The following is a 26,286-nucleotide window of genomic DNA, read 5'->3' as shown; positions in this document are numbered from 1 at the left end:
CCGGATGCGCCTAACATGATGAGGACTGCACAAGGTTGCCGAAGGTGTCCGGCGTGGAGGAGTGGACGTGAAGCTCGGTCTGCACTACTGGAATTACTCGCAGCCGGCCGACCCCGCGCTCATCGCGCCCACGCTCGCCGAGTCGGCGCGGATCGCCGACCAGGGCGGGGTCGCGTCGTTCACGGTGATGGACCACTACTTCCAGATGGAGACCCCGCAGAGCGCGGCCGACGAGCCGATGCTGGAGGGGTACACGACCCTCGGGTACGTGGCCGCGCTGACCCAACGGATGACGCTCGGGCTGATGGTCACGGGCGTGATGTACCGCTACCCGGGCCTGCTCGCGAAGATCGTCACCAGTCTCGATGTGCTCTCCGGCGGCCGGGCGGTGCTCGGGCTCGGCGCCTCCTGGTACGAGCGGGAGCAGCGCGGGCTCGGGGTGCCGGTCGTCCCGGTGGCTGAGAGGTTCGAGCGGCTGGAGGAGACGCTCCAGATCTGCCTGCAGATGTGGAGCGAGGAGGACGGCCCGTACGAGGGGCGGCACTACAAGCTGGCCGAGACGCTCTGCGTGCCGGAGCCGATCGGGGAGCGGCCGCCGATCATGATCGGCGGCGGGGGCGAGAAGAAGACGCTGCGGCTGGTCGCCCGGTACGCGGACGCGTGCAACCTGTTCGCCACCGACGTCGACGAGGTGGCCCACAAGCTCGACGTCCTGCGGGAGCACTGTGCGGCGGTGGGGCGTGACTACGACGCCATCGAGAAGACCTTGATGTTCAGCAGGCCGGTCCTGGACGAGACCGATGCGTTTCTCGCCGACGTCGAGGCGTATGCGGAGCTCGGCATCAGCGCGGTCCAGGTGCTGCCGGACCGGCACCCGGTCAGCTTCGCCGAGCAGGTCGTCGCGCGCATCGTTCCCAGGCTCGCCACGATCGGTCAGTAGAGCTCTGTTACGCGGCCGGCCACGGGATCACCGGTTCCAGGTCTGACCGGGCAGGCTGGGGGCGGGTCCGCATGGCCGGGCCCGGGCAGGTCCTGACCGGGTTCGGCTGTGCAACCGACACGTTCGGTCAGTAGGCCGAGTTGACGTTGTCGATGGAGCCGTAGCGGTGGGCGGCGTAGTTGGCGGCGGCGGTGATGTTGGCGACCGGGTCGTAGATGTTCTGGGAGGTGCCGCTGACGTGGTACGAGTTGAACGTGGGGTCGATGACCTGGAGCAGGCCCTTGGACGGGATGCCCTTGGTGGCGTTGGAGTCCCAGTTGTTGATGGCGTTGGGGTTGCCGGAGGACTCGCGCATCAGGTTTTTGCGGATGCCTTCGTAGGTGCCGGGGATGCCCTTCGCGTGCATGACCTTGAGCGACTCGTTGATCCAGGCGTCGACGTTGCCGCCGCCGGACTGGGCGGGGGTGGCGGCCGAGGCGGCCGGGGCGCCTGCGACGGTGCCGGCCATGACTGCGGCGCCGGCGGCGAGCATGCCCATCGAGATCTTCTTGGTCTTGGTCATGCGGGCGAACTTCGTGGACATCGCGGTGAACTGCATCCGGTAATTCCTCTTCCGTCGGGGGGTGATGCCAAGAATTGTTAATCGAGGAGAAATGCCGGGTCAATGCCCCCCTTTTACTAAAAGGATTCGTACCGGGTGCCGGAAATGATCGGGAGAGTTGCCGTCGAGACTGCGGACAGGGTCTCCGTGGGCCTACTATCCGACTTCGGAGTGACGGTCGTCACGTGGCCCACCCCACACGGCAAATGCCTCAAATCGTCACAAGAGTGGTGCGGGTCACGTGGTCTGCGTCATATAAAGGGCGCCCTATTCGCTCACCGTAATGCCGAATAAGCGCACTGTGTTGATGGCGCGGTGGTGATTATCGGCGCGAATCGGCAAGGAGTCCTGACCGGTGGCCGGCGTGCGGCCGATCTCGTGTCGACGTCGTGCAACAGGGCCGATTCGGCGTTGCGCGGCCGTGTGAAGGCAGGGCTGTTGTAAGTGGAGACGGGAAGGGCCCGCGCCGGTGAACGGCGCGGGCCCGGTGGATCAGACTCCTCTCAGCAAGCGGTGGGGCGCAGGGCGAAGTCGGTGGTCACCGCCTCGCCCGCCTTGAGGTTCACCAGCCTGGACTGCGGCTTCCAGCCATCCTGAGCCGCGATGATCTCGACTGGGTTGTCCCTCGGAGCCCAGATGACGTACCGGCCATCCGCATCGGTCTTCAGGGTGTGGGTCCAGCCCCTCTTGCCGTTGATCTGGACGGTCGCCCCGCGCAGCGCGGTGCTGTTGTCGCGGCAGTCGACGCCGGTGACGACGCCCGTAGCCTTGCCCCAGTCCTTGGGCGGCTGCACGGTCATCGTCACGTCGATCGGTGCCACGGGCGGGGTGTCCGACTTGATGCCGAGCTGGGCGGTGTACTTGCCGGGCTGCTGCACGCCCGCCGCCGTGGAGGCCTCAAACCTCACGTTTACCGTGATGCTCTGCCCGGGCTGCAGAGTCGCCGAGGTCGGGGACGCGGACAGCCACGGTACGTCGGTGACAGTGGCGCACTGGTCGAAACCGGGCAGCAGTTCGCTGTCCGGCGTCGGAGTGAAGCCGCCGGTCGAGCCACCGACCTTGACGAACCCGCACGCCGCACCCGCCCGGTAGCGGGCGAAGTTGGCGTTGGGCAGCGCCGACCAGGAGTTGGCCGCCGGGTCGTACGCCCAGCCCTGGTTGGTGACCGTGGTGGAGTTGTTGATGACACCGGTGGAGACCAACAGCAGGCCGTTCGCGGTGTCCGCGGCCACCCCCCAGAAGTCGACCGGCAGGTCGGCCATCTGGGTCCAGGCGTTCGCGCCCGGGTTGTAGGCGTACGTGCTCTTCAGCGTCGTCGGCCCGTTGCCGCCGGCGCAGTAGAGCGTGCCGTCGATCCCGCCGCAGCCCTGCCACGCCACCGCGACCGGGTACGGGGCGACCGTGGTGAACGTGTCGGCCCCCGGGTTGTACCGGACGGTCACATTGGACTTGTTGCAGTTTCCGTCCACGCAGCCGCCGACCAGATAGATCTGGCCGTCGACCACCCCGATGCCGGGCGCGGCCCGCGGGGCCGGGTTGGTGCCGGCCCGGGTCTCCCACGCGTTGGTACCGGGGTCGTAGGCATAGACCTTTGCCGACGTGTTGCCCGCCGAGTTCCAGCCACCGAAGACGTAGAGCTTGCCGTCGACGAACGTCGCTGCCGGCTTCTCCAGGGCCGCCGGCATGTCGGCGATCTTCGTCCAGGTGTTCGCCGCCGGGTCGTACACGTAGCTGTTGGCGAGGTTGGCGGCGCCGTCGGTTCCGCCAACCGAGTACACCTTTCCGTCGTAGGCGGCCGCGGCGTTGTCCATGACCTTGATCGGGTAGTTGGCCGTGTTGATCCATGGCGGCGCGTACGGGGTCGGCTCCAGGACGTCGCCGGGCTTGCTGTCGCCCCGCCAGGCGGGCGATACGCCGCCCCCCTTGACCCGGAGGTTCTGCAGGCGCGCGCCACGCGTACCGAGCTTGTCGAAGTTGCCGGCCCGCTCGGACAGCTCAAACGTGGCCGGTGCGGTGCCGTCGTTGCGGATTGTCGTCGTCGCCGTCTTGGTCTGGCCCAGCGTCAGGCTGCTCTCCACCGATGGCGGGGTGACGGTCAGCCGGCCGGCCTTGAGCGTGAAGTCCTCCCGCGTGGCCGTGTCGGCCGCCACATCCACCGTGGATGTAACCGATTTGTACTGGTTTTTCGCCCCGGTGAACGGGTGCTTTCCGGTCAGGGTCGAGAACATCCAGTAGAAGCCGTCGCCGAGTTCGGCGTCGTCCGGAGTCGGTCCGGTCACCGCCTTCTCCGCCGGCTTGTCCTCACTGATCACTGTCGCATCGTTGAGCCCGGCGCCGGTGTTGCCGTCCAGCACCCGGCCGACCACCAGACCACCCGGGATCGGGTCGCAGGTCCGGTTGACGATCGACACGTTGTCCAGCTCCCACCACCATGCGAAGGTGGCCTGGTAGTGGAACCGGATCCGCACGTCGGACTTCCCGGCCGCCTGTGGCACCGGGATCTCCTCCAGCACCGGACCACGCCGGCTGGTGCTGGTCCAGCGCGACACGTTCTTCCAGGTCGTGCCGTCGTCAACGCTCACGTCGACGTCGGCGAACCCGCCGAGCGCCCGGTAGTCGCTGTTGAACCGCAGCACCGGTGTCGGTACGGCGGACAGGTCCATCGCCGGGGTGATCAGCGCGGTGTCCATCGGCTTGCCGGAACCGGCGTTGTCGCTGTCCGCGATGGCGTACTTGCCGCTGCCACCGGTGAGGTTGCCCCGGTTCCTCGGGTCGGCGAAGTTCCAGCCGCCGTTGGGGGTGGTGTTCACCACGCTCCAGCCGGCCGGCGTGTCCCCGGACTCGAACTGCTCGGTGACGACCGGTTCGCCGTAGCCGGTCTTGTACCCGGTGGCGTCGCAGGAGGTCTCGACCGACAGGTCGAAGTTCCGCACCAGGTCGCTGTCATTGACGGTGACTTGTGCCGTGCCTTGCTGGTAAGACGGGTACACCGCCTTGACCGTCAGGCCGTACTCGGCGCCCTGCGGCAGATCGACGCTGTACGCGCCGGTCGCCGGGTCGGTGAAGACCGGGCCGCCTGGCTTGCCGGCCACGTCGATGCGCGCGTAGAGCGGCCAGCCATGCCCGGAGCCGTCCTTCACCACGCCGCTGACCTTGCGCAGCGGAACCGGGTCGAGCGCGAAGTTCGCCGTCACCGTGCCACTGTCGGGCACGGTCACCGTCTCGGACTTCGACGCGTAGCCGAATGCCGAAGCGGTCGCCTCGTGCTGACCGGCCGGCAGGGTCAGCTTGTACTCGCCCTGGTCGTCGGTGACGGTGCCGCTACCGCCGACGCGTACCGTCGCACCGGCGATCGCTCCGCCACCGGACTTGGTGACCTTGCCGGTCACCTCACCGCGCGGGCCGTTCACGCAGTTGGGGAACTTCATCGCGCCGATGCGGGTCTGCCAGTTGGCGGAGCTGGTCTGGGACAGGTACTCGGAGGTGAACCAGAACGTACAGCCGTCCGTCGGGTCCACCGACATCGAGCTGTAGTCGCCCCAGCGGGCCGCCGAGTGGGTCTGTGCGCCGGTCCCGGCGATCAGGGTCCGCTCGCTCTGCCCCAGTTCGCCCAGCGGGTCACCGGAGAGTCGCCCGGCCATCCGGATCGACGGGAAGGACGTGCTGCCCGATGACGAGTAGCCGATGGCCATGTTGCCGGTGACGTCCATGGCCGCGCTGGCCATCCACCGGTTCTCACCGTCCGGCGCATAGGTGCCCTGCTGATGGATAGCCCAATCGGTGGGCGAGTTGCTGCGCAGTTCGTACCACCGTACGCCGGCGTGGTCGCCGCCGACATCCACGGTGTGGTTGAGCACCATGGAGGCGTGGTCGCCGAAGTTGCGGTAGGCCGCCCGGTACATCAACCGGTCGGCGATCGCGTCCAGTCGCGCCGAGGTGCCCTGCTGCGGGATGCAGGACCGGGCGCCGTTGCACATGTTCGAGTCGAACGGTGCGGTCTCCAGGGACCGGTTCGGCGCCAGGTTGTTGCCGAAGGTGGAGTTCGCCGGGTTGGTCCAGTCGACGTGGAAGTCCCACATCAGCAGCCGGTCGGTGGGCGAGGTGCCCCACGCGTCGTCGTCGAACATGGAGAACGGGTTGGGTGCCCCGGCCGGCGGCGCCTGCCCCTCTGCGTCGGCGGGCAGCAGGCCGCCGAAGTCCGGACCGAGGTGGAAGTACACCATCCGGGCCGGCTCGCCGGCGAGCATCTTCTCCCGCTCGAAGGCCACCGCTCCGGCGCCGACGAAGGACGGCGCGAACTCGTTGGTGGTCATGTAGTAGGCGTCCGGCCAGATCCCGTACTTCGGGTAGTCGTTCATCCGGGTCTGGTGGTAGAGGAAGTCGTACCGGTAGAAGGCCCCGGTCGGGTCCGAGGTCTGCGAGATCGCCATGCACTGGTGGTTGCCGGCGGATCCGCCCGGCAGGGCGAACTGGGTGATCATCCAACGATCGGCGGTCTCGTCGTAGAGGACCACCGGGTCGCCGTCGTTCCTGGTCTCGCACGGTCCGCCGAAGCCGGCGAAGACCGCATTGCCCGGCAGTGGCCCGAGCAGCTTGTTGCCGCTCTTGTCGAACACGGCGTAGTGGAGGTTGACCATCTGGACGTAGTGGTTGGGGCCGACATCGCCGTTGGTGTCCGGCGGAAGCACCCCGTCGACGTTGCCGACGCCCTCGAAGTTGGCCTTGAACTCGGGTACCTGGCTGGCGGTGAAGCCACGCTGGACCTGGCTGCTGCCCTCCTTCGCGGACGGGTTGACGGCGGCGCGCTCCAGCGAATGGGCCGGCTGCACGGAGGGCTTGGCGCTGCTGCGCTTGGTACCGCCAGGCTTCGCGGAGATGTCACGCAGCTTCGGGGAGAGGTCGTGTTGGACCGCGTCGCGTACCTTCGCCTTCGCGGCCGGCCGGGCTACGGGTGCGGCGGGCACCGTGTCGGCGGGCTTCGCCATGGCTGGTAGGCCACCGACGAGCAGGGCCAACATGGCCATGAATGCCACCAGTCCCGCTCGTATCGTTCTTCGCCGTGTACGTCGCATGGGACATTTCCTCCTTGCCGAGGCAAACTGGGGATGTCTCAGACCACGTGGGGGGTTTGGCGTACAGGGGGTTCGTACTCGTCGTTCGGGTCGGTCCCGGGTGACGTGTCCACAACAGTAAAGAGAAGGTAAGGCCTGCTGGGTAGAGTGATTTCCGGACACACGTGGAGCCAGGGCCCGGACTCATCTGCCTCAGTCGTTGAGCCGCCGCCACGCGGTGAGGGCGAGCCCGGCCCGCATCAGCCCGGTGGACTCGGTCAGTTCGATGCCCAAGGTCTTTGCGATCGGTTCGAGTCGGCGAGCGACGCTGCTGTGGTGCAGGTGGAGAAGGGGGTCGACTTGGGTCCGTGGGCCCAAGCCCCGTTCCGGCGCGCTCATTACGCTCGTACACGACCAACCGTGAGGCATGTGACGACGCCGCCCCGAAGCGGCAATCCGGCATGCCCGCGCGCACGGAGAACTTCACGCTCCATTCGTACTGGCGAGGTGCCCCCACACCGATGAGGTGAAGCGTCGATGAGTGACGGATTCTTCTACTCGTACCACCTTGGCTGGAGCCGCCCCGATGCCGAGTCGCTGCTCGGCGATCTCGATGCGGCCGGACTGCGGATCACCCACCCCACCACCCGACGCATCACCCTCGTCACCCCGGGACCCGAGCCGGCGATGACCCAGTCGTGGGTGACCAGGGAGCAGCTCGTGCTCCTGGCGGGCCTGCAGCGGCTCGACGAGATCGGGTTCCTGCTCTGGGTGAAGCGCGGCGCGGAGATCCATGTGCGCATCCGCCGCACGCGGGACGGCATCGTCTCCCTCGAATTCGGGCTGCGCCGGCTGTCCCGGGACGAGCGGGAACTGGCCGTAGGCGCGATCAGGGAGGCGATCGGCAGGGCTTCCCTGCTCTGTATCGGTTTCGTGGTCGACCGGGAGGGTGCGTCGGCTGCGACCGACTGGCGGGCTGTCATCGTCAACGGCACGACTTTCTTCGACAGTTGGCCCGACACACTCGCCGTGCGGCATGAGGTCGCGGACATGCAGCCGCAGCTGTCGGGTGTGAGGTCCTTCGAGCAGTCGCCGTGGATGCTGTTCGGGAGCGAGGTTCCCAGCAGGTAGGGCGGGCAGGCCGGGAGCTCGGGGCCGGGTTTGGGCCCTGGGGCCCATGCCCTGGACGGGGCGATGTGGTCGGATAAATGGAGTGGCCCAAGTCTGGTCACCTGCCGACCAGTTGGGGACTCGTCGTGTCTGGCACAGGCGGAATAGCAGTTCCGGGCGGCGGCGGCGTCTCCCTGACCAGTTCAGGCAGGCAGTCGCTGCCGCGCCCGCTGCAGGCGGTGCTGATTCTCGTCCGGACGCTGTTCGTCTTCGCGGTCCTGGGCGGCGTCGGTGTGCTCACGGTGGCGTCGTCGATCAACGAGGTCGACGGAAAGCTGATCGGACTGCTGCTGTACGCGGCACTGCCGAGCGTCTGTGCCTTCGTCCTCTCGCTGTACCTGCGTACCGGCGGCATCTGGATCTGGCGCGGGCTGCTCGCCGTCCACGTCTGGCTCACCCTCGGTGCGCTGTCGACGCTGGGCGCGGGCGGCGGGCGCGGGGCGACGCAGCTGGTGATGCCGGTCGTGATCGTCGTGCTGCTGTTCCGTCCGTCCTCCCGCGACTGGTTCGAACTCCCCCTGGAGCAGCGGCAGCCGCACCGGCCGTTCAGCATGGCGCGGATGATCAAGTGGCGTCGGGACGGCGGCCAGACCGCCATGGAGTACCTGGGCATGGTCCTGGTGGTCGTGGCCCTCATCGGCGGCCTCGTGGCGACGGGGATCGGCGCCCAGCTGACCGGGGAGATCCGGAGCGCGATCTGCCAGCTGACCGGCAGCGCGTGCCCGGCGCCGGGCGGCGGTGACGTGGAGGCCGGGGGCGGGACGAACGGCGGGGGTACGGCATCCGGCGGGGGCACGGACTCGGGCGGCGCGGTCGCGGGCGGGGGCTCGGACTCCGGCGGATCGGCCGCGTCCGGGGGCTCGGACTCCGGCGGGTCGGACTCGGGAGGCTCCGACGCGTCGGGCGGAACCAACGGCGCGGGCGGCTCCACCGAGGGCTCCGGCGCCTCGGGCGGATCCGACAGCACCGGCGGGACCACCGGCTCGGGCGGCACCGACACCACCACCCAGGACGGCGACGTCGACGAGGGCGGCGACGACATGGACCCCACCGAGGGTCCGGACGCCGACTACGGCGACTACGACGGCACCCAGGACAAGAAGGACGACGAGAGCTGCACCTCCGGTGTCGGAGCATTCTTCTCGTGCGCCGCCCACCAGACCGGCGGCTTCTTCAAGGGCCTGGTCGGCGACGGCCTGTGGGGCGATATCACCGGCACCTTCGACACGATCATTCACCCCATCAAGGCGTGGAACGGCCTGATGGACTACGGCAAGAGCCTCGGCGACAAGTGGGTCGAGGACTCCAAGGGCGCGGGCGACAAGTGGTCCAAGGGCGACTACCTCGGCGCCGTCTGGGACTGGACCAAGGCGTCCGGCGGCACGGGCCGGAAGGTCCTCGACGACATGTTCATCGGCGACGAAGTCCGTGACATGTGGAAGAACGGCAACGAGGGCCAGGCGATCGGCACCGGTCTCTGGAACATCGGCTCGCTCTTCATCCCCGGCTACGGCGAGGCCAAGCTGATCGGCAAGGTCGGAAAGCTGGGCAAGCTCGGGAAGCTCGGCAAGGTCGGTGAGCTGGCCCAGAAGGCCTCGGAAGCCGCCTCCAAGGCCAAGAAGCTCGCCAAGGCCGGCGATGTGGGCGGCGCGGAGAAGGCGGCGAAGGAGGCGCGTCAGCACGCCGACGACCTGGAGAAGAAGGTCGAGAGCAAGGGCTGCCCGATCGGCGCGGGCCCCCTCGGCCGTACGGGCATCCGGCCGGGTGCCACCACGGTCACCACGGCCTCCGTACGCACGACGGCAGGCACGACAGCAGCCACGACGACACGTACGACGACATCCGGCGTGACACGGGCCGCGTACGCCGGATACGCCACCTTCCCCACCGGCTTCCGTACCGAGGGCTGCGAGGCCTCACCGGAAGAGGTCGAGGCGGCCAAGCAGGCGAAGAAGGACGCGGACGACGCCGACAAGGCGGCCAAGGAAGCCAAGCGCGAGGCCGAGCGGAAGCGGCTCGCGAAGATGGAGAAGCCGTCCTGGTACGACCAGCTCAAGAACCCGCGGGCGGGCACCAAGGACCTCGGCGACGGCAAGTGGAAGTCGAAGAGCGCCGACACGTACGCGTACCCGCAGGAGATGGGCGCCCGCTACCAGGAGCAGGTCTCCGGCGTGAAGCGCGGCAAGGAGTACGAGGTCCCGCTCGACAAGATGGACGGCAAGCCCGTCGAGTTCGACGGCTGGGACTCCGCGAACCAGACGTACATCGAGACGAAGTGGGGCTACCGCGGAACCCGGTTCTACAACGAGGCGACGGGCCAGCTCACCAGCCTGGCGACCAACCGCTGGGTGCAGCAGGCGACGCGTCAGCTCGACGCCGCACGCGGAAAGCCCGTGGTCTGGCACATGTCGGACCCCGACGTGGCCAGGGCCACGCAGGAGATGTTCGACGACAGGGGCCTCGACATTACTGTGGTGCACACCCCGGTGAAGCCCTGACCGGGCAGCGTGAGAGGAGACCCCGTTGCTGAATGTCACGGTCCACGGGCTGTGGGGCGTCCGGAAGGAGGACCCGCAGGAAATCGCCGAGCGCTGGGGGCACCTGCTCCGTACCCTCGGCGGCATCGATGCCGATTCCTGCGGGACCTGGCGGGCGGCGGAGGCGGAGGACGACCCGACGGCGCCGGCGGTGGAGCTCGGTGTGCCCGCCCTGACGGAGTACCTCCTGCTCACCAACCCGGACTCGGACGCCCCGTACATCGGCTACACCTCGTCCCTGTGGTCGGGTCAGCCGGACACGGTGAAGGTGACCGTCTCCGTCACCGCGGGAGGATCGGCGAACCGGGCGCCCGACTCGTGCGTGGTGGGGCTCGTCTCGGCCGCGGACGATGCGCCGGAACTGGTGCGCCGCTCCACGGCCGTTCTGGAGGCGCTCGTCTCCTGCTGGGGCCCGGACTGGGGTGAGGCGTACAGCAGGGAGGAGTTCCGCGCGGTGAAGACGGAGTTCGGGCTCCGGGCCGGCGCCCCGCGCGCCGGCCGGTCGGTGTATCTGTCCCCGGGCCGGGCGGACCGTGTACCGGAGGGGCTGCCGGGGACGTACACCCGTACGGCAGACGGCGGCCTGGTCGTCGATCTCACGCGCGGTGGCACGGAGCTGCCCGGAATCGACACGATCACCGAGGTGAACAGGCAGTTGCTGGCGGCCGGGGCGCTGGAGCCGCTGACGGTCCCGTTCGACCGGGCCACGTTCCAGTAGCGCTTCGGCAGGTCGTGCCGCAGGGCTGCGGGCCACCACCCCTGAACAGACAGCCGTCACAGCACTACCGGGCCGGTCAGGAGGAAGGCCCCGCCCCCTGGAATTCGCCATGGAGGGGGCGGGGCCTTCGCTGTGAGCGTCGGAAAACCCTAGCTCGCGGCGGCCTTACGGCGGCGCATCCACCAGGTCAGGCCCGCTCCGGCGACGGCGAGTGCCGCGGCGACGGAGGCGATCAGGCCGACGGGGGTGTCGGAGCCGGTGTGGGCGAGGTTGCCGTCCGGGTCCTCGGGGGAGCCGGTGGGGGCGGGAGTGCGGCTGTCGGACGGGTCCGGCGCCGGGGTGGTGGGCTGGTGGGTCGGCTTGCTGGTGGGCTTGGCCGTGCCGGTCGGCTTCGGGCCCGGGGTTTCGTTCCCGCCGCCGTTGTAGACCTGGCCGGAGCTGGAGCCGCCGAACATGACGGTGTTGCTGTTGCGGTAGGTGACCGTGGTGGTCCTGGAGGTCTTGGTGGTGGTGTCCGTCCTGGGGTGCTGGAGGTTGAACTCCGTCTTGGAGATATTGCGCTTCGGGGCCTTGGAGAAGTCGACGCCGCCCATGATGCAGGTCTTGTTCTGGCCGTCGACCTGGCAGGGGTAGCTGTAGTCGCCCTGCGTGTAGGACTTCATGTACTCGTCCCACGTCTGCTTCGGGGTCCAGGTCCTGGCCTTGCCCCGCAGAGGCCACCGAGCCACGTTGTTGCTGTTGATGAGGGGCCGGAAGTCGGTGACGTGGCCCTTGTCCTGGGTGCGGATGTACTCGGCCGCGACGCGGGCGTTGTAGACGCGGCGCAGGTCGGCGTACGCGCTCCCGCCGTTGACCTTCTCCTCGACGTCGGGGATGACGTACTGCTCGACCAGGCGCTGTGAGGTGTTGATCTGGGCCTCGGTCAGGTCGCACTTGCCGTTGGGGCTGGGGAAGTTGACCTTCTGCGGCTCGGCGTTGACCTTCAGCGGCGCATCCAGGATGTACAGGCCGTTGTTGTCGGCGCGGACCTTGGCGGTCTTGGGGACGATCCACAGCCGGATCTGGTGCCCGCACGGGATGTTCGCGGCCGTCATGGCATCCCAGTACTGCTTGCCGATGCCGCTGCGGGGGTCCATGTCACGCGCGTAGTCGTGCTTCATCTCCAGGTCGGCCTGGAGCAGAACACGTCCGGCGTCGGTCTTCCCGAACGTCCTGTCCATGATCTTGTCGGGCTGGTCCGGGTTGAGGTTGACCCAGAACTTGTCCGGCGTCAGCGCCAGCCAGGCGAACATCGCATCGGAGGAGAGCTGAAGGCGCTGCTCACCGCCCCAGCCGGGGTTCTTGTCCTCGTCCTCGACCATGTCGGCCTTGAAGGAGTAGTCGAGACCCTTGCCCTTGGTCGGGTTGCCGACGTACTGAAGCTCCAGGGTGGAGAAGTCGATGCCTCCGGGCCGCCCGAAGCCGCCACGGGTGTTGACCTGGTTGTACTGGTGCTGGAGCTTGCGTGCCTGCTCAGGGCTCTTCGCCGAGCGCCACACGTCGTCGTGCAGCGGGCCGTAGGAGCCGACGCGGCGCGGATCGGGGTTGAAGACCTTGTCGTAGCGGGTGTACCTGTTCGGCGTCCAGCGGGCGTGGCCGTTGGCGCGCTGCTCGCGGATCGTGGCCTGGGGCAGGCTCGTGCCGCGTTCGCTCTGGAGTTGCCGGTTCAGGGAGGCGTACTGGCGCTTGGTGTTGCCCGTGGTCTCGTCGCCGGTGATCAGGCGGAGCTTGTGGTCGGCGTACTCCTTGTTGCGCAGGATGTGCTTGTCCCAGCGGAGCTGTTCGGCGATGTGCTTGCCGTTGGACTTGAACTCGACGAACTCTTTGGTCTTGGCGTTGTAGGCGTCGTACTTGCGGACCGCCTGCTCGCCGGTCTTGGGGTTGATGACCGCCTTGCCGTTCTTGTCGAAGACCGGCACTTCCTTCTGGCAGATCCAGTCCGGTCCGACGAGCTTGAACTGCTTGACGATGCGGGATTCGAAGCCGTCGCCCTTGCGCTGGTTGGCCTCGTTGCCGATGACCCTCTGGTCGAGCCAGAGGCGGAAGTCCGTCATCTTCCGGGGGCCGTCGCCGACGAGCTGCTTGTTGTAGCGGGCGTAGATCTCCAGGGCCCGGTACTGCGGGTCACCGGTCCGGCCGTACTTCTTCTTCCACTTCTGGACGTCGTCTTCGGTCTTGCCGGCGGCGTCCAGCTTCGCCTGGTCCGGCGTGGACATCCCGTCGAAGGCGTGGGAGGGGTTGTCGAAGAAGTAGTCGCCCCAGGTGTCTTCGGGGTTCTGGCTGTAGGGGGTGTTCTTGCCCTGGATGCCGCGGGCCTCGTCCGTGTTGTATTTGCGGCCGAGGAACTTCTCATCGCAGCGGATCCTGCCCGGTGCGGCGTCGGCTGTGCCCTGGAAGGCGGGCAGGCCGGTGACGACGATTCCGGCTGCGGCAGCGGTGGCGAAGCAGGCGGCCAGCCGGAATCGTATGCGTGATCGTATGGAGGTACTCAAGTGTCTGTCCCTGTGGGGGGCTCATGGGACACGGAGTTGGACGGTGCGGGCCCCCGTGCTTGCCACCGTCCAGCCCCACACCCTAGAGCCCCATGCGTCGGTCGATACAACGGGTTGCTGAGGCATGGCGTGTCAACTGGCGTGACACGACGGACAGTTCGTCCCCACGGTCCGGGAGCCTGTCTACAGTGGGCGGCATGGCTGACCGCACGGACCACGGCATCGACCCCCAGACCCACCCCGACCTGCCGGCGTGGCTGGCCGAACGCGCCCGGAGCTTCGAGGACTGGGCCGAGGCCACCGGCGTCCCCCGGACATGGGACTTCTCCCCCCGGTCCCTGGATGCGTTGGAAGACCTCATCCGCAGCCGGTACGACAGCGCCGCGGAGACTCTCGGAGCGCGCCGCGACGCATTCCTTCAAGGGGCCTGCTGGTACATCGGGGAAGTGGTCTGCCGCACTCAGGGGGCGGTGTGGAAGTTCGAGCCGTTCGCCGTGAAGGGCGCCGAACTGCCCTCCCTGTTCGGGGAGGCGGATCCGTCGGGGGTCATCGACGACCCCTGCGTGGGGATGCCGGGCGAGGACACGGAGGAGGCCATCTATCCGATGGGCGCCGTGCACGGACTGTTCTGCACGGAGGACGAGCTGGGCAACCCCATCGAGCGGCACCTCTCCGACGTGCTGGGCGACTTCGACGAGGACGACGAGGAGTAACCGGGGGACAGGCTCATCCACGTGAGTCCGGACGGTCCGCCCGGTCGACCCGCCCGGACGGCGGCTGTCAGAGCCAGCCCCGCATCGCCGCGAACCCGACCAGCAGCCCCGTCGCGAACAGACCCAGGACCACCGCGAACACCGCGGGCATCAGTACCGGACCCCAGGCCCGCGGCCCGGCGACCGTGGCGCGCTTCTCCGGGTCCGCCGGATCGTACGAGACCCGGACCGGCGCCCCGACCTCGAAGCCGAAGGGCCCCGGCGCATGGTCGACGAACTCGACCTCGCGGCCGTCGAGCGTGCGGAACGCGAACACGTACTCCGTCGCATAGCTCCGCTCCCGGTCCGCCCCCCGGTCCACGACCCGGCGCTCCGCACACCGCCCCTCGGCCCGCTCCCCGTGTCGCACGAGGCTCAGCACGCGGCTCAGCCGCAGCGCCGACCGTACGGCGAACGCGCCGAGGAACAGGCCGAACAGCAGCAGGAAAGTGGCGGTCCCGCCGGGCAGTACATCCATGAACGCCAGTCCTCCACCCGCTACTTCACGGTGATCGAGCCCACGAACGCGTCGAGGTCCTGAGCGCTCAGCGAGCCCTTCACCGCATTGATCCGGATGGCGAACGGTACGTCCTTCGAATCGACCCCCGCCACCACGACCCCCGTCATCCGGGTGCCGTTCGCCGGGGTCTGCTCCTTGCCGGACGAGGTGAACTCGTAATCGATCCGACGCGCCTCACGGGCGCTCTCCTCGCCCGCGAGCCGCACGTCGGTGGTGCCCTTGCGGGTGGCACCGAGGCCGATGCCCGCGCCCGCCGCGGAGGCGGCCTCGCTCGCGTCGTCGATGCCGGTCGCGAAGTCGAGCTGGACCGAGACCATGCCGGTGCGCAGCCCGCCCTCCTCCTTGAGCGCGACGGCCGCGTTGTTCTTGTTGCGGTCGGCGGCGGACTGCTCCTTGTAGCCCTTGTCCTCGGGGTAGCCGACGGACACGCTCCTGGTGTCGAGCGTGCCCCAGCCGTCCGGGACGGCGGCGGCGTCCGAGGAGCCGCAGCCGGTGAGCAGGGTGAGACCGAGGGCGGCGGCAACAACCGCGCCGGACGTCCGGGACTTCCTCACTGCCGTCATCGCCTTTCGTTGTGCGGGGTGCTGCGTACGGGGGCTCACTTCGCGCAGTAGCTGTACGGGAGGAACGTGCGCTTGTCGCCCTGCGGAGCTCCGAGGAACTGCGCGTCCGTCAGTGTCTCCTTCTTGTGCTCGTCCGAGAGGGAGAATCCGAGGCTCATGCCGAGCGAGACCTCGAAGCCGAACTCCTGGGCGTCCGTCTCGCCGTGGTACTGCATCGTGCTCGACAGCCCGTCCTGGAACATCATCTGGTCGAACGGGTCGGTTCCGTCGGGCTTCTGCTGCAGGGACTTGTCGCCGAACATGTACTCGAACGGCGCGGTGTTGTTGCCGTTGCCGTCCAGCCACTGCTCGGCGATGGCCCGCTTGTCCTCGGTCGCCTTGTCGGTGTCCTTGCCGAAGACGATCGAGTTCGTCTGGACCTCGATGCCCGTGTCGCCGGACGAGTCGGTGGCGCCCGCCTTGCCGCCGCGCTTGTCGCCGTCCTTCTTGCCGTTGTCGCCCTTGGCCTCACCCTTGTCGGACGTGGAGCCCGTCTCGACCGTCTTTGTCATGTCGATACGGACGATCTTGCCGGTCTTCTGGTCACGGGTGACGGTGATGGTCCCGGTACGGGTGTCCTTCGCGCCGGCCGTACCGGTGAGCGGGCCGGCCGAACCGCTGACCTTGCCCTCCAGTTCGAGCTTGGCGGTGTACGTGTACGACTCGTTGCCGTTGACGTCGTCCTTCGAGATGGTCACGTCCGGGGAGAACTTGGCCTTGCCGCCGAGCTTCGCGCCGAGCTTGGACTCGTCGCCCGCGCTGATGTTGAGACCGCCGTCCGCGTACACATTGAGGCCGATCGTCGAGTAGGAGATCTTCTTGTTGCCGATCTGCTTCTCGACGTCCTCCTTCTTGTCCGCCCACTTCATCCCCGAGTACCAGTTACCGCCGTAGGCGCCGCTGTACTTCGTGGAGGTCTCCCACATCTTCATTTCCTCGATGTCGTCCCGCATCTTCTTGGCGTCCTCCTCGCTCTTGAAGACCCAGGTGTCACCGTTGGTGATCTTGACGCCGCCGCCGACGTCGACATCCGCCTTGCCCAGCTTGCCGAGCTTGAAGCCGGGGGTGCTGGCGGTGGCGCCCACGGACGCGGCGTCCGTGAACGTCATGTAGACCAGCTTGTCGTTCTCGTCGACCTTGCCGTCCTCGTTCACATCCGTGTTGGCCTGGCTGACCTTCTGCTGGAAGCCGTACTCGTTGCCCCACTCGAACCAGCCGATCTTGACCTTGTCACCGACCGTGTCGGAGACGCTGGAGATCTGGCAGAGCTTGGGCTCGTAGTCGGCATCCGTCTTCGGCTTCGCGACCGGGTTGTTGCCACCGATGGTGCACCCGCCACCGCCGCCACCGAGCGAACTGATCGCACACCGGATCCGCTCGCCGATCTGACCGCCGACACCGGCCATCGCCATCGCGCCGATCATCGTGACGACGAGGACGATCACCCCGAGGTACTCCATGGCGGTGGCACCGCTGTCCCGCCATGAGTACGAGTTCGGCGTGACGGACTCCGCGCTGTCGTCCTCCTCCAGCAGCCGGTCGACGGCCAGCCCGGCGGCCGAACCGGTGACCAGCACCACGAACGGCATCAACACGCCCTCGACGCCGACGAGATGCCACGAGACGAAGAGGCCGTACGCGAGTCCGGCGACCGGCACACCCAGGGCGGCGGCCAGATACACAGGGCGGGACTCCCGCTGCTCCTCGGGCAGGACGCGGGCGGCGGCCAGGACGGTGAGCAGAGAGGTGATGACACTGGGCACATGCAGCAGGCCCAGCCGCCAGGTGAACTCTTCGAGCCGTTCACCGGTGGCGAGGGTCTCCACCAGCCCGCGGCTCACCAGGAACCCGGCGACGATGTAGACGAGGGCGCCGACGGCCCAACTGCGCGTCAGCGGAAAGAACGCACCGCCTCTGCCCCCGGCTCCGCCGTTCCAGCCGGGGCCGCCACCACTGCCCGGACCGCCGGGTCCCTGCCCCGGCGGTATGCGGCCTGCGCTTCCGTGTCCCCAGCCCCCGCCACTGCTCACGGCTCTCCCTCTCCGACGCTCACTCGCCCTGCACCTGCCCCGCTGACTGAACCTCGGGTGTGGCGTGAGCGTACGGGCGAACTGGCCGCGTGACCTGGGCCCTTGGCCCCAAAGTCGGGCCCAAGTGCGCAACGGAGGCAGCGAATTCGGCGGTCGGGCCGGGTCCGTCGGACGGAGCGGCTCGACGTCGTCAGCGGGAGCTCAGGAACCGGATGAACCGGGACGGGCCGGTCGGGGCGCCGAAGATGGCCGTGCCGAACGAGACCGAGCCCTTGGCGATGACTCCGGTGGCATCCGAGCGGACGATCCACCGGGCGTCCCGGCTGCTGTCCTCCGACGGGTCGCCGACCACGAGTCCGGCGCGCCCGTCGACGTCGCCGGGCGCCGTGGCGCCCTCCGCCGGCGCGGTCGGCCGACGGCCACGGGACCTGCAAAAGGACCGTCCCGCTGCTTCCGCAACGGCTCCGGCTGGGCCCCGGCATGAGCCCTGGGGCCCAAGACGGCCCGTCCGATGGGTCGTTAGCGTCGCATCCCTGAGGTTCTGAACGTTCCGCCGGCACCCACGTACGCACCACGACCGCGGGGCCGGGCGGGCTCCCGGAAGGGTGGAAGGGTGACGACTGGCGTGCAGACGGCGGAACAGCTGACGCTGACCGATGAGGAGTCCCAGCTCCTGCAACAGGGCCTGATCGAGTGGAGCGGCCCAGCACGGTGCACGGAGGAGTTCGCCGTGGCCATGGGCTTCGACGACGCGGACGACCTGAACCGGCGAGGCGCCCGGATCCGTACCGCACTTGCGGCCAAGGAGCCTCTGGAACCGATGGACTGGGCGCGGGCCCTGCTCGCGACGGAGCTGGCGTTCGCCAGCGAGATGGTCGGCTCGGGATACGAATGGTCCACGACCACCGGCTGGTCCGACGACATGACGGTGAAGGTCCTGCGCTCCACCCAGCTGAAACTGATCCGCACGGTGACCCCGCTCGTCGGCCGCGGCCTGGGTACACGCCGCCCGGCTTCCTGAGAGCCTGTCGGGTGACCTCTGATCGGGCGGCCACGCCCTGGCACGCACGCTTCCCGCGTTGCCGAAATATCCTAGTAGCTCCTTCCCCAAGCTCTCAGCTTCGTTCGAGCAGGGGAGACCCCATCCGAGGACATCCCGCCGCCTTGGAATCGCACGCACCAGACCGCGTCCGCCATCCGATCGAAGGTCACCCGACAGGCTCTGAGCCGTACGTCATCGCCCGCCGCGAACGCCCGGACCGAACCCGGCGCGGCGGGCGGCGAAGCAGATCTCCCCGGCCCTCCTGACCCAGGTCCCCGCGTCAGGAGGTCTGGACGACCCGCACCCGGGCCCCGGGCCGCAGCCCCCACTTCTCCATCGTCCCGGCCTCCGACTCGATCACGTGCCGCGACCGCAGCCGCACCATCCCGAGCCGCCCCGGCTTCATCGTGTGGACCGCCACGACGTTGAACTTCCGGTCCAGGTACGCCACATCGATCGCAAACCGCATCCGGAACGTGTGCACACTCCCGCACGGGGTGATCATCAGTGCCCCGTCGATCCCGTCCTGCCCGAGCAGCCCCTTGGACCGCGCCCGGTACGAGGCGGCGATCCGCAGCGGCACCTGCTGCTCCGGTCCGCCCTCCCGGTCCGTGACCGTCAACGTCCCGTTTCCATTGCGCCATTGACCCATGGCCACGACCGTAGCGCCCGGTGACCGTCGCTGGGCCCGGAACCGTACGCAGTGGGCCCCTGGACCCATGACCCGTGCGCGTCCACCGGCCTAGGGTCGGTTCCGTGTTCGCCATGTTGCTGGGAGTCGCCGCGCTCTGGGGCGCCGCGGCCGGACTACTGGTCCCTCGCGCCGCCTACCGGTTCTCGGTCGAACCGGACGACGCATGGCGGGACACCTGCCCCGCCGGCCACCCCTTCAGCGGGGTGGCCCGCGGCTGGCTCGGTTCTGCCCGGTGCGCTGCGTGTGCCGGGGTACGGACGGCTCCGCGGGCGGCGACGGTTGCCGCCTCCGCGCCGGATGCAGGCAGTGGCGAAGCCGGGAGAACGGCTGAGCCTTACACCCCCTCCCTCCTCGCCCCCGTCGTGACCGCCCTCGGCTGCACCGCCCTGGCCGCGGCCACCGGACTCCGCCCCGAGCTCGTCGTCTGGCTGCTTCTCGCCCCTGTCGCCGTGCTTCTCGCCACCATCGACCGTCGCGTCCACCGGCTGCCCGACCAGCTGACGCTGCCGCTCGCCGGCGCGGCCATCCTGCTCCTGGGCGGTGCGGCGCTGCTTCCGGAACATGCCGGATCGTGGACCTCCGCACTGCTCGGCGGCCTCGCGCTCGGCGGCTTCTACCTCCTGCTCTTCCTGATCAACCCGAACGGGATGGGCTTCGGCGACGTCAAGCTTGCCCTGTCGCTGGGCGTGGCCCTCGGCTGGTACGGGTGGGCGATCGTCTGCGCGGGAGGCTTCGCCGGGTTCGTGTTCGGCTCGGTGTACGGGTTCGGGCTGATGATCCTGCGACGGGCCGGGCGCAAGACGGGCATCCCGTTCGGGCCGTTCATGATCGGGGGCGCCCTGCTCGGGCTGCTGTTGGGCGGTCTCGCCGCCTAATGGGAGCTACGGAACTGGGGAATGCTCGGTTCCGTAGCCGCCAGCAGGTGAGCACTAACGCCGCCGGAAGCATCGACTTCTGAGGTCAGACCGTGCCCCTGCTGGTCGGCCGGGAGGCCAGACCGCTGATGGGGTGGCGTGCCCGCCCGTCAGGGTGTGAGCACTGGATCCATTAGGCCGCGTGCCGTGCCTTCCGCAGGCTGCACCGCTGTGTCAAGTACGTGACTGGGGAGGGTCTGTTGCTGCTGATCGGTGATGACTGGGCCGAGGACCACCACGATGTCGAGATCCAGGACGAGACCGGCCGGAAGCTGGCCGCCGCGAACCTGCCCGAGGGAGTGGCGGGCATCGCCAAACTGCACGAACTCCTCGCCCGCCACGGCGGCGAGGACCTGGATCCGGGCGAGGTGGTGGTCGGGATCGAAACCGACCGCGGCTCCTGGGTGCAGGCCCTGATCGCCTCCGACTACCAGGTCTATGCGATCAACCCCCGGCAGGTCGCCCGTTTCAAGGAACGGTATGCCTCCTCCGGCGCCAAGAGCGACAAGGGCGACGCGCACGCGCTCGCCGACATGGTCCGCATCGACCGGGCCCAGCTGCGGCCGGTGGCCGGGGACAGCGAGCAGGCCCAGGCCGTCAAGGTCGTCGCCCGCGCCCACCAGACCCTGATCTGGGAACGCACCCGCACCTTCCAGCGGCTGCGCACCACCCTGCGCGAGTACTTCCCCGCCGCCCTGAACGCCTACGCGGACCTGACCCTGACCAGCACAGACGCGCTGGAACTGCTGATCAAGGCGCCTGCCCCGGCCGCGGCGGCGAAGCTGACCCGCACCCAGATCACCGCCGTCCTGACCCGGCACCGCCGCCACAACCGTGCCGCGAAAGCGGCCACGATCCAGACCGCGCTGCGTGAGCGGCAGCTCGGCCTGCCCGAGCCGGTCACGGCCGCCTACGCGGCCACCGCCACCGCTCACGCCCGTCTGATCATCGCGTTGAACGAGCAGATCGCCGCGATGGAAGAGCAGGTGAAGACGCATTTTCTGGCGCACCCGGACGCTGAGATCTACCTCTCGATGCCCGGCATCGCGGAGATCACCGGCGCCCGGGTGCTTGCCGAGTTCGGAGACGACCCCACCCGATACACCAGCGCGAAAGCCCGCAAGAACTACGCCGGCACCAGCCCCATCACCCGGGCCTCCGGCAAGAGCCACACCGTCCAGGCCCGCTACGTCCGCAACAACCGCCTCGCCGACGCCCTCCAGACCCAGGCGTTCTCCGCCCTGCGCGCCTCACCCGGCGCCCGCCACTACTACGACAAACAACGAGCCCGCGAAGTCGGCTACAACCCCGCCCTCCGCCAACTCGGCAACCGACTCGTCGGCATCCTCCACGGCTGCCTCAAAACCCGCACCCGCTACGACGAAGCAACCACCTGGTCCCACCACGCCCACCCCCAAGCCGCTTGACACCAAACGACATGGGGTGTCTGACCTGTCGTACCGCTCACGGACCGCCGGGCCCGGGGCACCCGGAATCCGGTCGCGTCCGCGGGCGCACCGGTGACACCATCCTCGTATGCCTGGAACACCCGAAGAGGAACGCGCACGCTTCGACGCGCTCGTGGCCGAGGCCGATGCCGTCTCCGTCGACGGCTGGGACTTCTCCTGGCTCGACGGCCGGGCCACCGAACAACGCCCCTCCTGGGGCTACGCGCGCGCCATGGGGGAGTGGCTGGGCCGGGCCCACGCCGCCCTCGACATCCAGACCGGCGGCGGTGAGGTACTCGCCTCCGCGCCGAAGCTGCCTCCGCTCACCGTCGCCACCGAGTCCTGGCCGCCGAACATCGCCCGTGCCACCGCCCGACTGCACCCGCTCGGCGTCGTCGTGGTCGCCGATGCGGACGAGCCGCCGCTGCCGTTCGGGGACGCCGCCTTCGACCTGGTGACCAGCCGTCACCCGGTGACCACCTGGTGGACGGAGATCGCACGCGTCCTGCGACCCGGCGGCACGTACTTCTCGCAGCAGGTCGGTCCGGCGAGCGTCTTCGAACTCGTCGAGTACTTCCTCGGCCCGCAGCCGCCCGAGGCGCGTGGCGCCCGCGACCCGCAACGGGCCGGCGCCGAGGCAGAGGCGGCCGGGCTGGAGGTCGTCGATCTGCGGCTGGAGACGCTGCGTACCGAGTTCTTCGACATCGGCGCCGTCGTCTACTTCCTGCGGAAGGTGATCTGGATGGTGCCCGGCTTCACGGTCGGGCAGTACCGGCCGCAGCTGGCCGCCCTGCACCACCTCATCGAGACCGAGGGGCCGTTCGTCGCGCACACCACCCGCTTCCTGATCGAGGCCCGCAAGCCGCGGTAGGTGTTCAGCGCCGCCCGCGCCCTCCTCGCCGAGCTCCGAGGGGGCGACGGCCGCCGCATCCAACCGGCTCGTACCGCAGCTCACTTCAGACGAGCGGGCCGCCGTACCCGAAGGGACCACCCTCTCCACCGACGTACGCCCGAATGATGCGACCCTGGGCGGTCAGTGCACGGGGAAGGAGCAGGCCATGAGGGTGGAGCACGACGAGGAAGCCTTCCGCAGCCCGCGACGCGGGGACTCCGAATGGCTCAGAGGGGCACGGATCACCGGCGTACTCGGCCTCTTCTACCGGCCGGAGGGACAATTGGGGGAACCGGAGGCCGTCGAGTTCCTGCTCTCCGACGGCCAGTCGGTGCTCCTGACCTGCGCCTCCGACTGGACCCTGCACGTCGGTCCCGGCACCTGGCCGCAGCTGCCCGACTGGTGCGTACCCGCGGGCCAGTGGGGGTTCTCCGCCCTGCCGCACCTGCCGGAACCGCCCGCGGGCGGGTGGACGGTCACCCGCACCGAGGAGCGCCGGGACGAGCGCGGCGAGGTGCACGAAGCCGTCATCCGGTGCGAGGGCGGGCGGTTCGTCGTCATCGGCGGCGACACGGTGGTGATCCGCTTCACCCGGGGGCACCGCGGCGCGGAAGCGGTCACGTAGCGCGTGGGCCGCTCGTGCGGAGTCCAGACGAAAGACCCTACGCGTGCGGCCCCACCATCACCTTTCCCACCGTCAGCTCCGCCGTCCCTTCCAGCACCGCCCCCACCCTCTCCACCTGCTCCTCCAACCCCCGCAGCTGCACGGCGGTGAGCGGGGACAGCGGCTCCACGGTCACCGCGATCAGGCGGCCCGAGCGGCGCTGGTGCCAGACCCCGGCGACCGTTCCGTCGATCAGCAGCACGGGGAAGTTCCCTGCCTGGCCGCGTGCCAGCGCGCGCTCGTACGCCGCGCCGGGGAAGAGCCGCTCGCGCGGCTGGGACGCGATGGCGAACGCGTCGAAATAGGGGAGCAGCCGCACCCCGCGCGCCGGTCCGGCGGGGAATCCGGTGTCGCCCGCCACCAGCCACGCCGTACCGCCGCCACCACCGCTCTCGTACGCCACCTCTTCGATCGCCCCGTCCCCGGCCAGCTCCGCGAAGACCGACACCGCCCAACTTTTCGGCGCCGCGAGCCATGTGGCGAAGTGCGCAGGGGTGGCAGGGCCGTACGCGTACAGATAGCGCCGCACAAGTCCGGCGAGCGCCGCCGGACCGTCGAGCGCAGTGGCGCCCGGGTTGGTGAACGTGACCTTGCGGCCCCGGTCCGGGGCGAAGCACAGCACACCGCGGTGGCCCGCCAGATGCATCACCTGCCGCCAGCGCGGCCACAGTTGCTGGAACGCGGGCATCACCCGCTCCCCGGCCCACGGACCCGTGCGGGCGACCACCGCGTCGGACAGCTCGTCGATCGTCAGCTCGGCGCCCGTCAGCGCATCGCCGATCGCCGCCAGGACCTCCTCGGTCTGCCCGGGACTCATCCGGACGTCCTCCGGGAACGGACCGGCCCCGGTGGGAACGGCGGACAACGCGCCGGTCCACATCGGCAGTTCGGCCGCAGGCAGCAGATGTACGGTGCCGCGCGGACCGTACGTCCTGACCAGGGTGCGGTCGGTCCACAGCGCGGTGCGTACGTCGGCACGCGTTCCGCCCGTCAGCCGCAGCCCGACGGACATCTCGGCGGCGGACCGCACCTGCGCGTGTGCGGCGAGCATCGCCGCCACGGCGTCGACGGGGGAGGCGGCCAGAGGGGCGGAGAGACCCTGGCGCTCGATCCGGCGTGCGTTCGCCCTCGTCCAGGTCACGGTTGCTGCTCGGGTCGTCATGATTCGGAAACTAGCGGCCCATCAGGTCAGAGGCTGTCCCATACTCGGCCCATGACCTTCGCGAGACGTACAGCTGCGGTCCTGATCGGCGCGACGGTGCTGTTCCTGGCTCCGGCACTGGCGGGCTGCGGGAAGGGGCGGACCCCGAACGCCGGACCGACCGCCGCGGCCCCCGCCGCTGCCTCTGTCTCCGCCACGACGGCGACCGCGCCCACGAGCCCGGCTGCCGCGAGCGCCTCCGCACCCGTCACGGCGTCCGGCTCCCCGCCTGTCGGCGCGAGTCCGTACCAGGAACCCGGCACCGTGGACGGCGCGCCGCACTACAAGGAGAACCACGCCTTCCAGCAGGCGCGCGAACTGTCCCCGGCCGAACGGGCCGAGGGCGATACACGGGCCGCGCGGATCAAGGAGGCGCTGACCCCGGCGGCCCAGGACCCGCACACCACCGACTCCGGTCTCCGCGAGATCCTCACCGAATTGGGCTACGCCTCCAGGGCCATCACGACCAGCTCCTGGGGCCACGATCACAGGTACCTGATCGACAACGGCCCGATCTGCCTCGAAGGCGTGGTGTACGGCGCGGTGGACGGCGCGAGCCGCGGCCAGGTCACGGCCGAGGCGCACGGCCGCTACATCGAGGGCACCGGCTGCGTGAAGCCGGAGGGCGGTCACTGACCTCCGGCGGGGAGTGCCCGGCGTCAAGCCGACGCCTCCAGCAGCGCACCCGCCTCATCCGCCCCTTCCGCCCCCGGGTGCCGTGCTCGGACCGGAGTCCACCGAATTCGGAGAGTAATTATCGGGTGGCGTGGCACGCAGCATCACTTACGAAGGGTTATGGTGGAAACCCCCCCTCGGGCCGGTCCGTAACCCCCCCCACGGACCGGCCCGTTTTTTGTACCCGTCCGGCGAAGACCGGAGTCTCAGCCCCGTCCGGCCCAGATGTTGGTGCCCGCGGTGTCCACGGCGAAGGTGTCGATCTCCTTCAGCTCCTCGGCCGACAGTGCCGGTCCGGCGAGCGCCGCGACGTTCTCCTCCAGCTGCTTCACGCTCGAAGCGCCGATCAGGGCCGACGTCATCCGGCTGTCCCGCAGCACCCAGTTGAGCGCCAGCTGGGCGAGTGACTGTCCGCGCCGCTGCGCGATGTCGTTCAGCCCGTTCAGCCGGCGGACCACCTCGTTCGAGAGCAGATCCGGGTCGAGGGACTTGCCCTGGGTCGCGCGCGAACCCTCCGGGATGCCCTTCAGGTATTTGTTCGTGAGCAGTCCCTGGGCCAGCGGCACGAAGGAGATGCAGCCCATGCCGGCCTCCTCCAGGGTGTCGAGCAGCCCGTCGTCCTCGGTCCAGCGGTTGATCATCGAGTAGGACGGCTGGTGGATCAGGGCCGGCACGCCCATCTCCTTGAGCAGCGAGGCTGCCTCGGCGGTCTGCTCCGAGTTGTACGAGGAGACGCCCACGTACAGCGCCTTCCCCTGCTGCACGGCGGAGGCCAGCGCACCCATGGTCTCCTCGAGCGGAGTGTCCGGGTCGAAGCGGTGCGAGTAGAAGATGTCGACGTAGTCGAGCTGCATCCGCTTCAGCGAGGCGTCGAGCGACGACAGCAGATACTTCCGGGAGCCCCACTCGCCGTACGGTCCGGGGTGCATCTCGTACCCGGCCTTGGTAGAAATAATCAGTTCGTCCCGGTACGGGGCAAAGTCCTGGTGGAAGATCTTCCCGAAGTTGAGCTCGGCCGAGCCGGGCGGCGGCCCGTAGTTGTTGGCCAGGTCGAAGTGGGTCACGCCGAGGTCGAAGGCGCGGCGCAGAATCGCCCGCTGGGAGTCCAGGGAGCGGTCGTCGCCGAAGTTGTGCCAGAGGCCGAGCGAGACGGCGGGGAGCTTGAGGCCGCTGCGGCCGGTGCGGCGGTACTCCATGGAGTCGTAGCGCGAACCGGCGGCGCGGTAGGAGAAAGAAGAATCAGTCACGTTTCCCTCCTTATCACGGACTTGTGACAGACCGGGTTGGGCCGGTGCGGTGCCTGC

The 26,286-nt window shown here is 69.1% G+C and carries 22 protein-coding genes; 11 read left to right on the top strand and 11 right to left on the bottom strand.

The genetic code is table 11. The features are described 5' to 3' along the window. Nucleotides 1-67 precede the first annotated feature (67 nt). On the top strand, nt 68-940 hold the full coding sequence (locus OG972_RS15735) for an LLM class F420-dependent oxidoreductase (RefSeq protein ID WP_266982071.1): 873 nt from the start codon (nt 68-70) through the stop codon (nt 938-940). 127 nt (nt 941-1,067) lie between these two features. Here the strand turns inward: OG972_RS15735 and OG972_RS15730 are convergent, their stop codons facing one another. The 3 genes from OG972_RS15730 to OG972_RS15720 form a co-directional block, all read right to left on the bottom strand. Beyond that, complete coding sequence (locus OG972_RS15730; RefSeq protein WP_266990509.1) at nt 1,068-1,523, bottom strand: transglycosylase SLT domain-containing protein; 456 nt, start codon at nt 1,521-1,523, stop codon at nt 1,068-1,070. 521 nt (nt 1,524-2,044) lie between these two features. Further along, complete coding sequence (locus OG972_RS15725; protein ID WP_266982069.1) at nt 2,045-6,565, bottom strand: carboxypeptidase regulatory-like domain-containing protein; 4,521 nt, start codon at nt 6,563-6,565, stop codon at nt 2,045-2,047. Nucleotides 6,566-6,805: 240 nt separating this feature from the next. Then, nucleotides 6,806-6,970, bottom strand: a complete 165-nt coding sequence (locus OG972_RS15720; RefSeq protein ID WP_266982067.1) for a hypothetical protein — start codon at nt 6,968-6,970, stop codon at nt 6,806-6,808. 159 nt (nt 6,971-7,129) lie between these two features. Between OG972_RS15720 and OG972_RS15715 the strand changes: the two genes are divergently transcribed. From OG972_RS15715 to OG972_RS15705, 3 genes are all read left to right on the top strand, one after another. After that, nucleotides 7,130-7,723: a hypothetical protein gene (locus tag OG972_RS15715; protein ID WP_266982066.1), complete on the top strand. Its 594-nt coding sequence runs from the start codon at nt 7,130-7,132 to the stop codon at nt 7,721-7,723. Nucleotides 7,724-7,848: 125 nt separating this feature from the next. Further along, nucleotides 7,849-10,260, top strand: coding sequence for a Tox-REase-5 domain-containing protein (locus OG972_RS15710; protein WP_266982064.1), 2,412 nt, complete (start codon nt 7,849-7,851; stop codon nt 10,258-10,260). Between the two features lie 25 nt (nt 10,261-10,285). After that, nucleotides 10,286-11,017, top strand: coding sequence for an Imm52 family immunity protein (locus OG972_RS15705; protein ID WP_266982062.1), 732 nt, complete (start codon nt 10,286-10,288; stop codon nt 11,015-11,017). 149 nt (nt 11,018-11,166) lie between these two features. Here OG972_RS15705 and OG972_RS15700 read toward each other — a convergent pair whose 3' ends face one another. Further along, nucleotides 11,167-13,548: a PT domain-containing protein gene (locus tag OG972_RS15700; RefSeq protein ID WP_266982060.1), complete on the bottom strand. Its 2,382-nt coding sequence runs from the start codon at nt 13,546-13,548 to the stop codon at nt 11,167-11,169. Nucleotides 13,549-13,745: 197 nt separating this feature from the next. On the opposite strand from OG972_RS15700, the gene OG972_RS15695 reads away from it, so the two are divergent. After that, nucleotides 13,746-14,261 carry a hypothetical protein gene (locus OG972_RS15695; RefSeq protein WP_266982058.1) on the top strand — a complete coding sequence of 172 codons (516 nt, stop codon included), beginning with the start codon at nt 13,746-13,748 and terminating at the stop codon, nt 14,259-14,261. A gap of 67 nt (nt 14,262-14,328) precedes the next feature. Here the strand turns inward: OG972_RS15695 and OG972_RS15690 are convergent, their stop codons facing one another. From OG972_RS15690 to OG972_RS15675, 4 genes are all read right to left on the bottom strand, one after another. Next, on the bottom strand, nt 14,329-14,778 hold the full coding sequence (locus OG972_RS15690) for a DUF3592 domain-containing protein (protein WP_266982056.1): 450 nt from the start codon (nt 14,776-14,778) through the stop codon (nt 14,329-14,331). Between the two features lie 20 nt (nt 14,779-14,798). Then, nucleotides 14,799-15,383 (bottom strand): hypothetical protein, encoded by a 585-nt coding sequence (locus OG972_RS15685; protein WP_266982054.1) that lies wholly within the window; start codon nt 15,381-15,383, stop codon nt 14,799-14,801. A gap of 35 nt (nt 15,384-15,418) precedes the next feature. Next, a complete protein-coding gene (locus tag OG972_RS15680; protein WP_266982052.1) occupies nt 15,419-17,452 on the bottom strand; it encodes a hypothetical protein in 2,034 nt (677 codons plus the stop codon). 190 nt (nt 17,453-17,642) lie between these two features. Next, entirely contained in the window at nt 17,643-17,804 is a 162-nt protein-coding gene (locus OG972_RS15675) for a hypothetical protein (protein ID WP_266982051.1), read from the bottom strand. 261 nt (nt 17,805-18,065) lie between these two features. Here OG972_RS15675 and OG972_RS15670 point away from each other — a divergent pair, with 261 nt between their 5' ends. Next, entirely contained in the window at nt 18,066-18,473 is a 408-nt protein-coding gene (locus OG972_RS15670) for a hypothetical protein (RefSeq protein ID WP_266982049.1), read from the top strand. A gap of 301 nt (nt 18,474-18,774) precedes the next feature. On the opposite strand, the gene OG972_RS15665 is transcribed toward OG972_RS15670, so the two are convergent. Next, complete coding sequence (locus OG972_RS15665; RefSeq protein WP_266982047.1) at nt 18,775-19,146, bottom strand: DUF192 domain-containing protein; 372 nt, start codon at nt 19,144-19,146, stop codon at nt 18,775-18,777. 104 nt (nt 19,147-19,250) lie between these two features. Between OG972_RS15665 and OG972_RS15660 the strand changes: the two genes are divergently transcribed. The 4 genes from OG972_RS15660 to OG972_RS15645 all read left to right on the top strand — a co-directional run bounded on the left by OG972_RS15660 (nt 19,251) and on the right by OG972_RS15645 (nt 23,067). Further along, nucleotides 19,251-20,063 (top strand): A24 family peptidase, encoded by an 813-nt coding sequence (locus OG972_RS15660; RefSeq protein ID WP_266982046.1) that lies wholly within the window; start codon nt 19,251-19,253, stop codon nt 20,061-20,063. Between the two features lie 239 nt (nt 20,064-20,302). After that, nucleotides 20,303-21,529 carry an IS110 family transposase gene (locus tag OG972_RS15655; protein WP_266990507.1) on the top strand — a complete coding sequence of 409 codons (1,227 nt, stop codon included), beginning with the start codon at nt 20,303-20,305 and terminating at the stop codon, nt 21,527-21,529. A gap of 109 nt (nt 21,530-21,638) precedes the next feature. Next, nucleotides 21,639-22,421 carry a class I SAM-dependent methyltransferase gene (locus tag OG972_RS15650; protein WP_266982044.1) on the top strand — a complete coding sequence of 261 codons (783 nt, stop codon included), beginning with the start codon at nt 21,639-21,641 and terminating at the stop codon, nt 22,419-22,421. Between the two features lie 187 nt (nt 22,422-22,608). After that, nucleotides 22,609-23,067 (top strand): hypothetical protein, encoded by a 459-nt coding sequence (locus OG972_RS15645; RefSeq protein WP_266982042.1) that lies wholly within the window; start codon nt 22,609-22,611, stop codon nt 23,065-23,067. Between the two features lie 37 nt (nt 23,068-23,104). Here the strand turns inward: OG972_RS15645 and OG972_RS15640 are convergent, their stop codons facing one another. Next, the gene (locus tag OG972_RS15640; RefSeq protein WP_266982041.1) at nt 23,105-24,268 is read right to left on the bottom strand and encodes a winged helix DNA-binding domain-containing protein; all 1,164 of its coding nucleotides are present in this window, start codon (nt 24,266-24,268) and stop codon (nt 23,105-23,107) included. 51 nt (nt 24,269-24,319) lie between these two features. On the opposite strand from OG972_RS15640, the gene OG972_RS15635 reads away from it, so the two are divergent. Continuing rightward, nucleotides 24,320-24,943, top strand: a complete 624-nt coding sequence (locus tag OG972_RS15635; protein WP_266982040.1) for a hypothetical protein — start codon at nt 24,320-24,322, stop codon at nt 24,941-24,943. Between the two features lie 245 nt (nt 24,944-25,188). On the opposite strand, the gene mgrA is transcribed toward OG972_RS15635, so the two are convergent. Next, nucleotides 25,189-26,229 carry an L-glyceraldehyde 3-phosphate reductase gene (mgrA, locus tag OG972_RS15630; RefSeq protein ID WP_266982039.1) on the bottom strand — a complete coding sequence of 347 codons (1,041 nt, stop codon included), beginning with the start codon at nt 26,227-26,229 and terminating at the stop codon, nt 25,189-25,191. Nucleotides 26,230-26,286: the final 57 nt, after the last annotated feature.

Source organism: Streptomyces sp. NBC_01669 (assembly GCF_026339735.1).
GTDB classification, from domain to species: domain Bacteria; phylum Actinomycetota; class Actinomycetes; order Streptomycetales; family Streptomycetaceae; genus Streptomyces; species Streptomyces yanii.
This window is presented reverse-complemented; position numbering and strand designations above follow the sequence as displayed.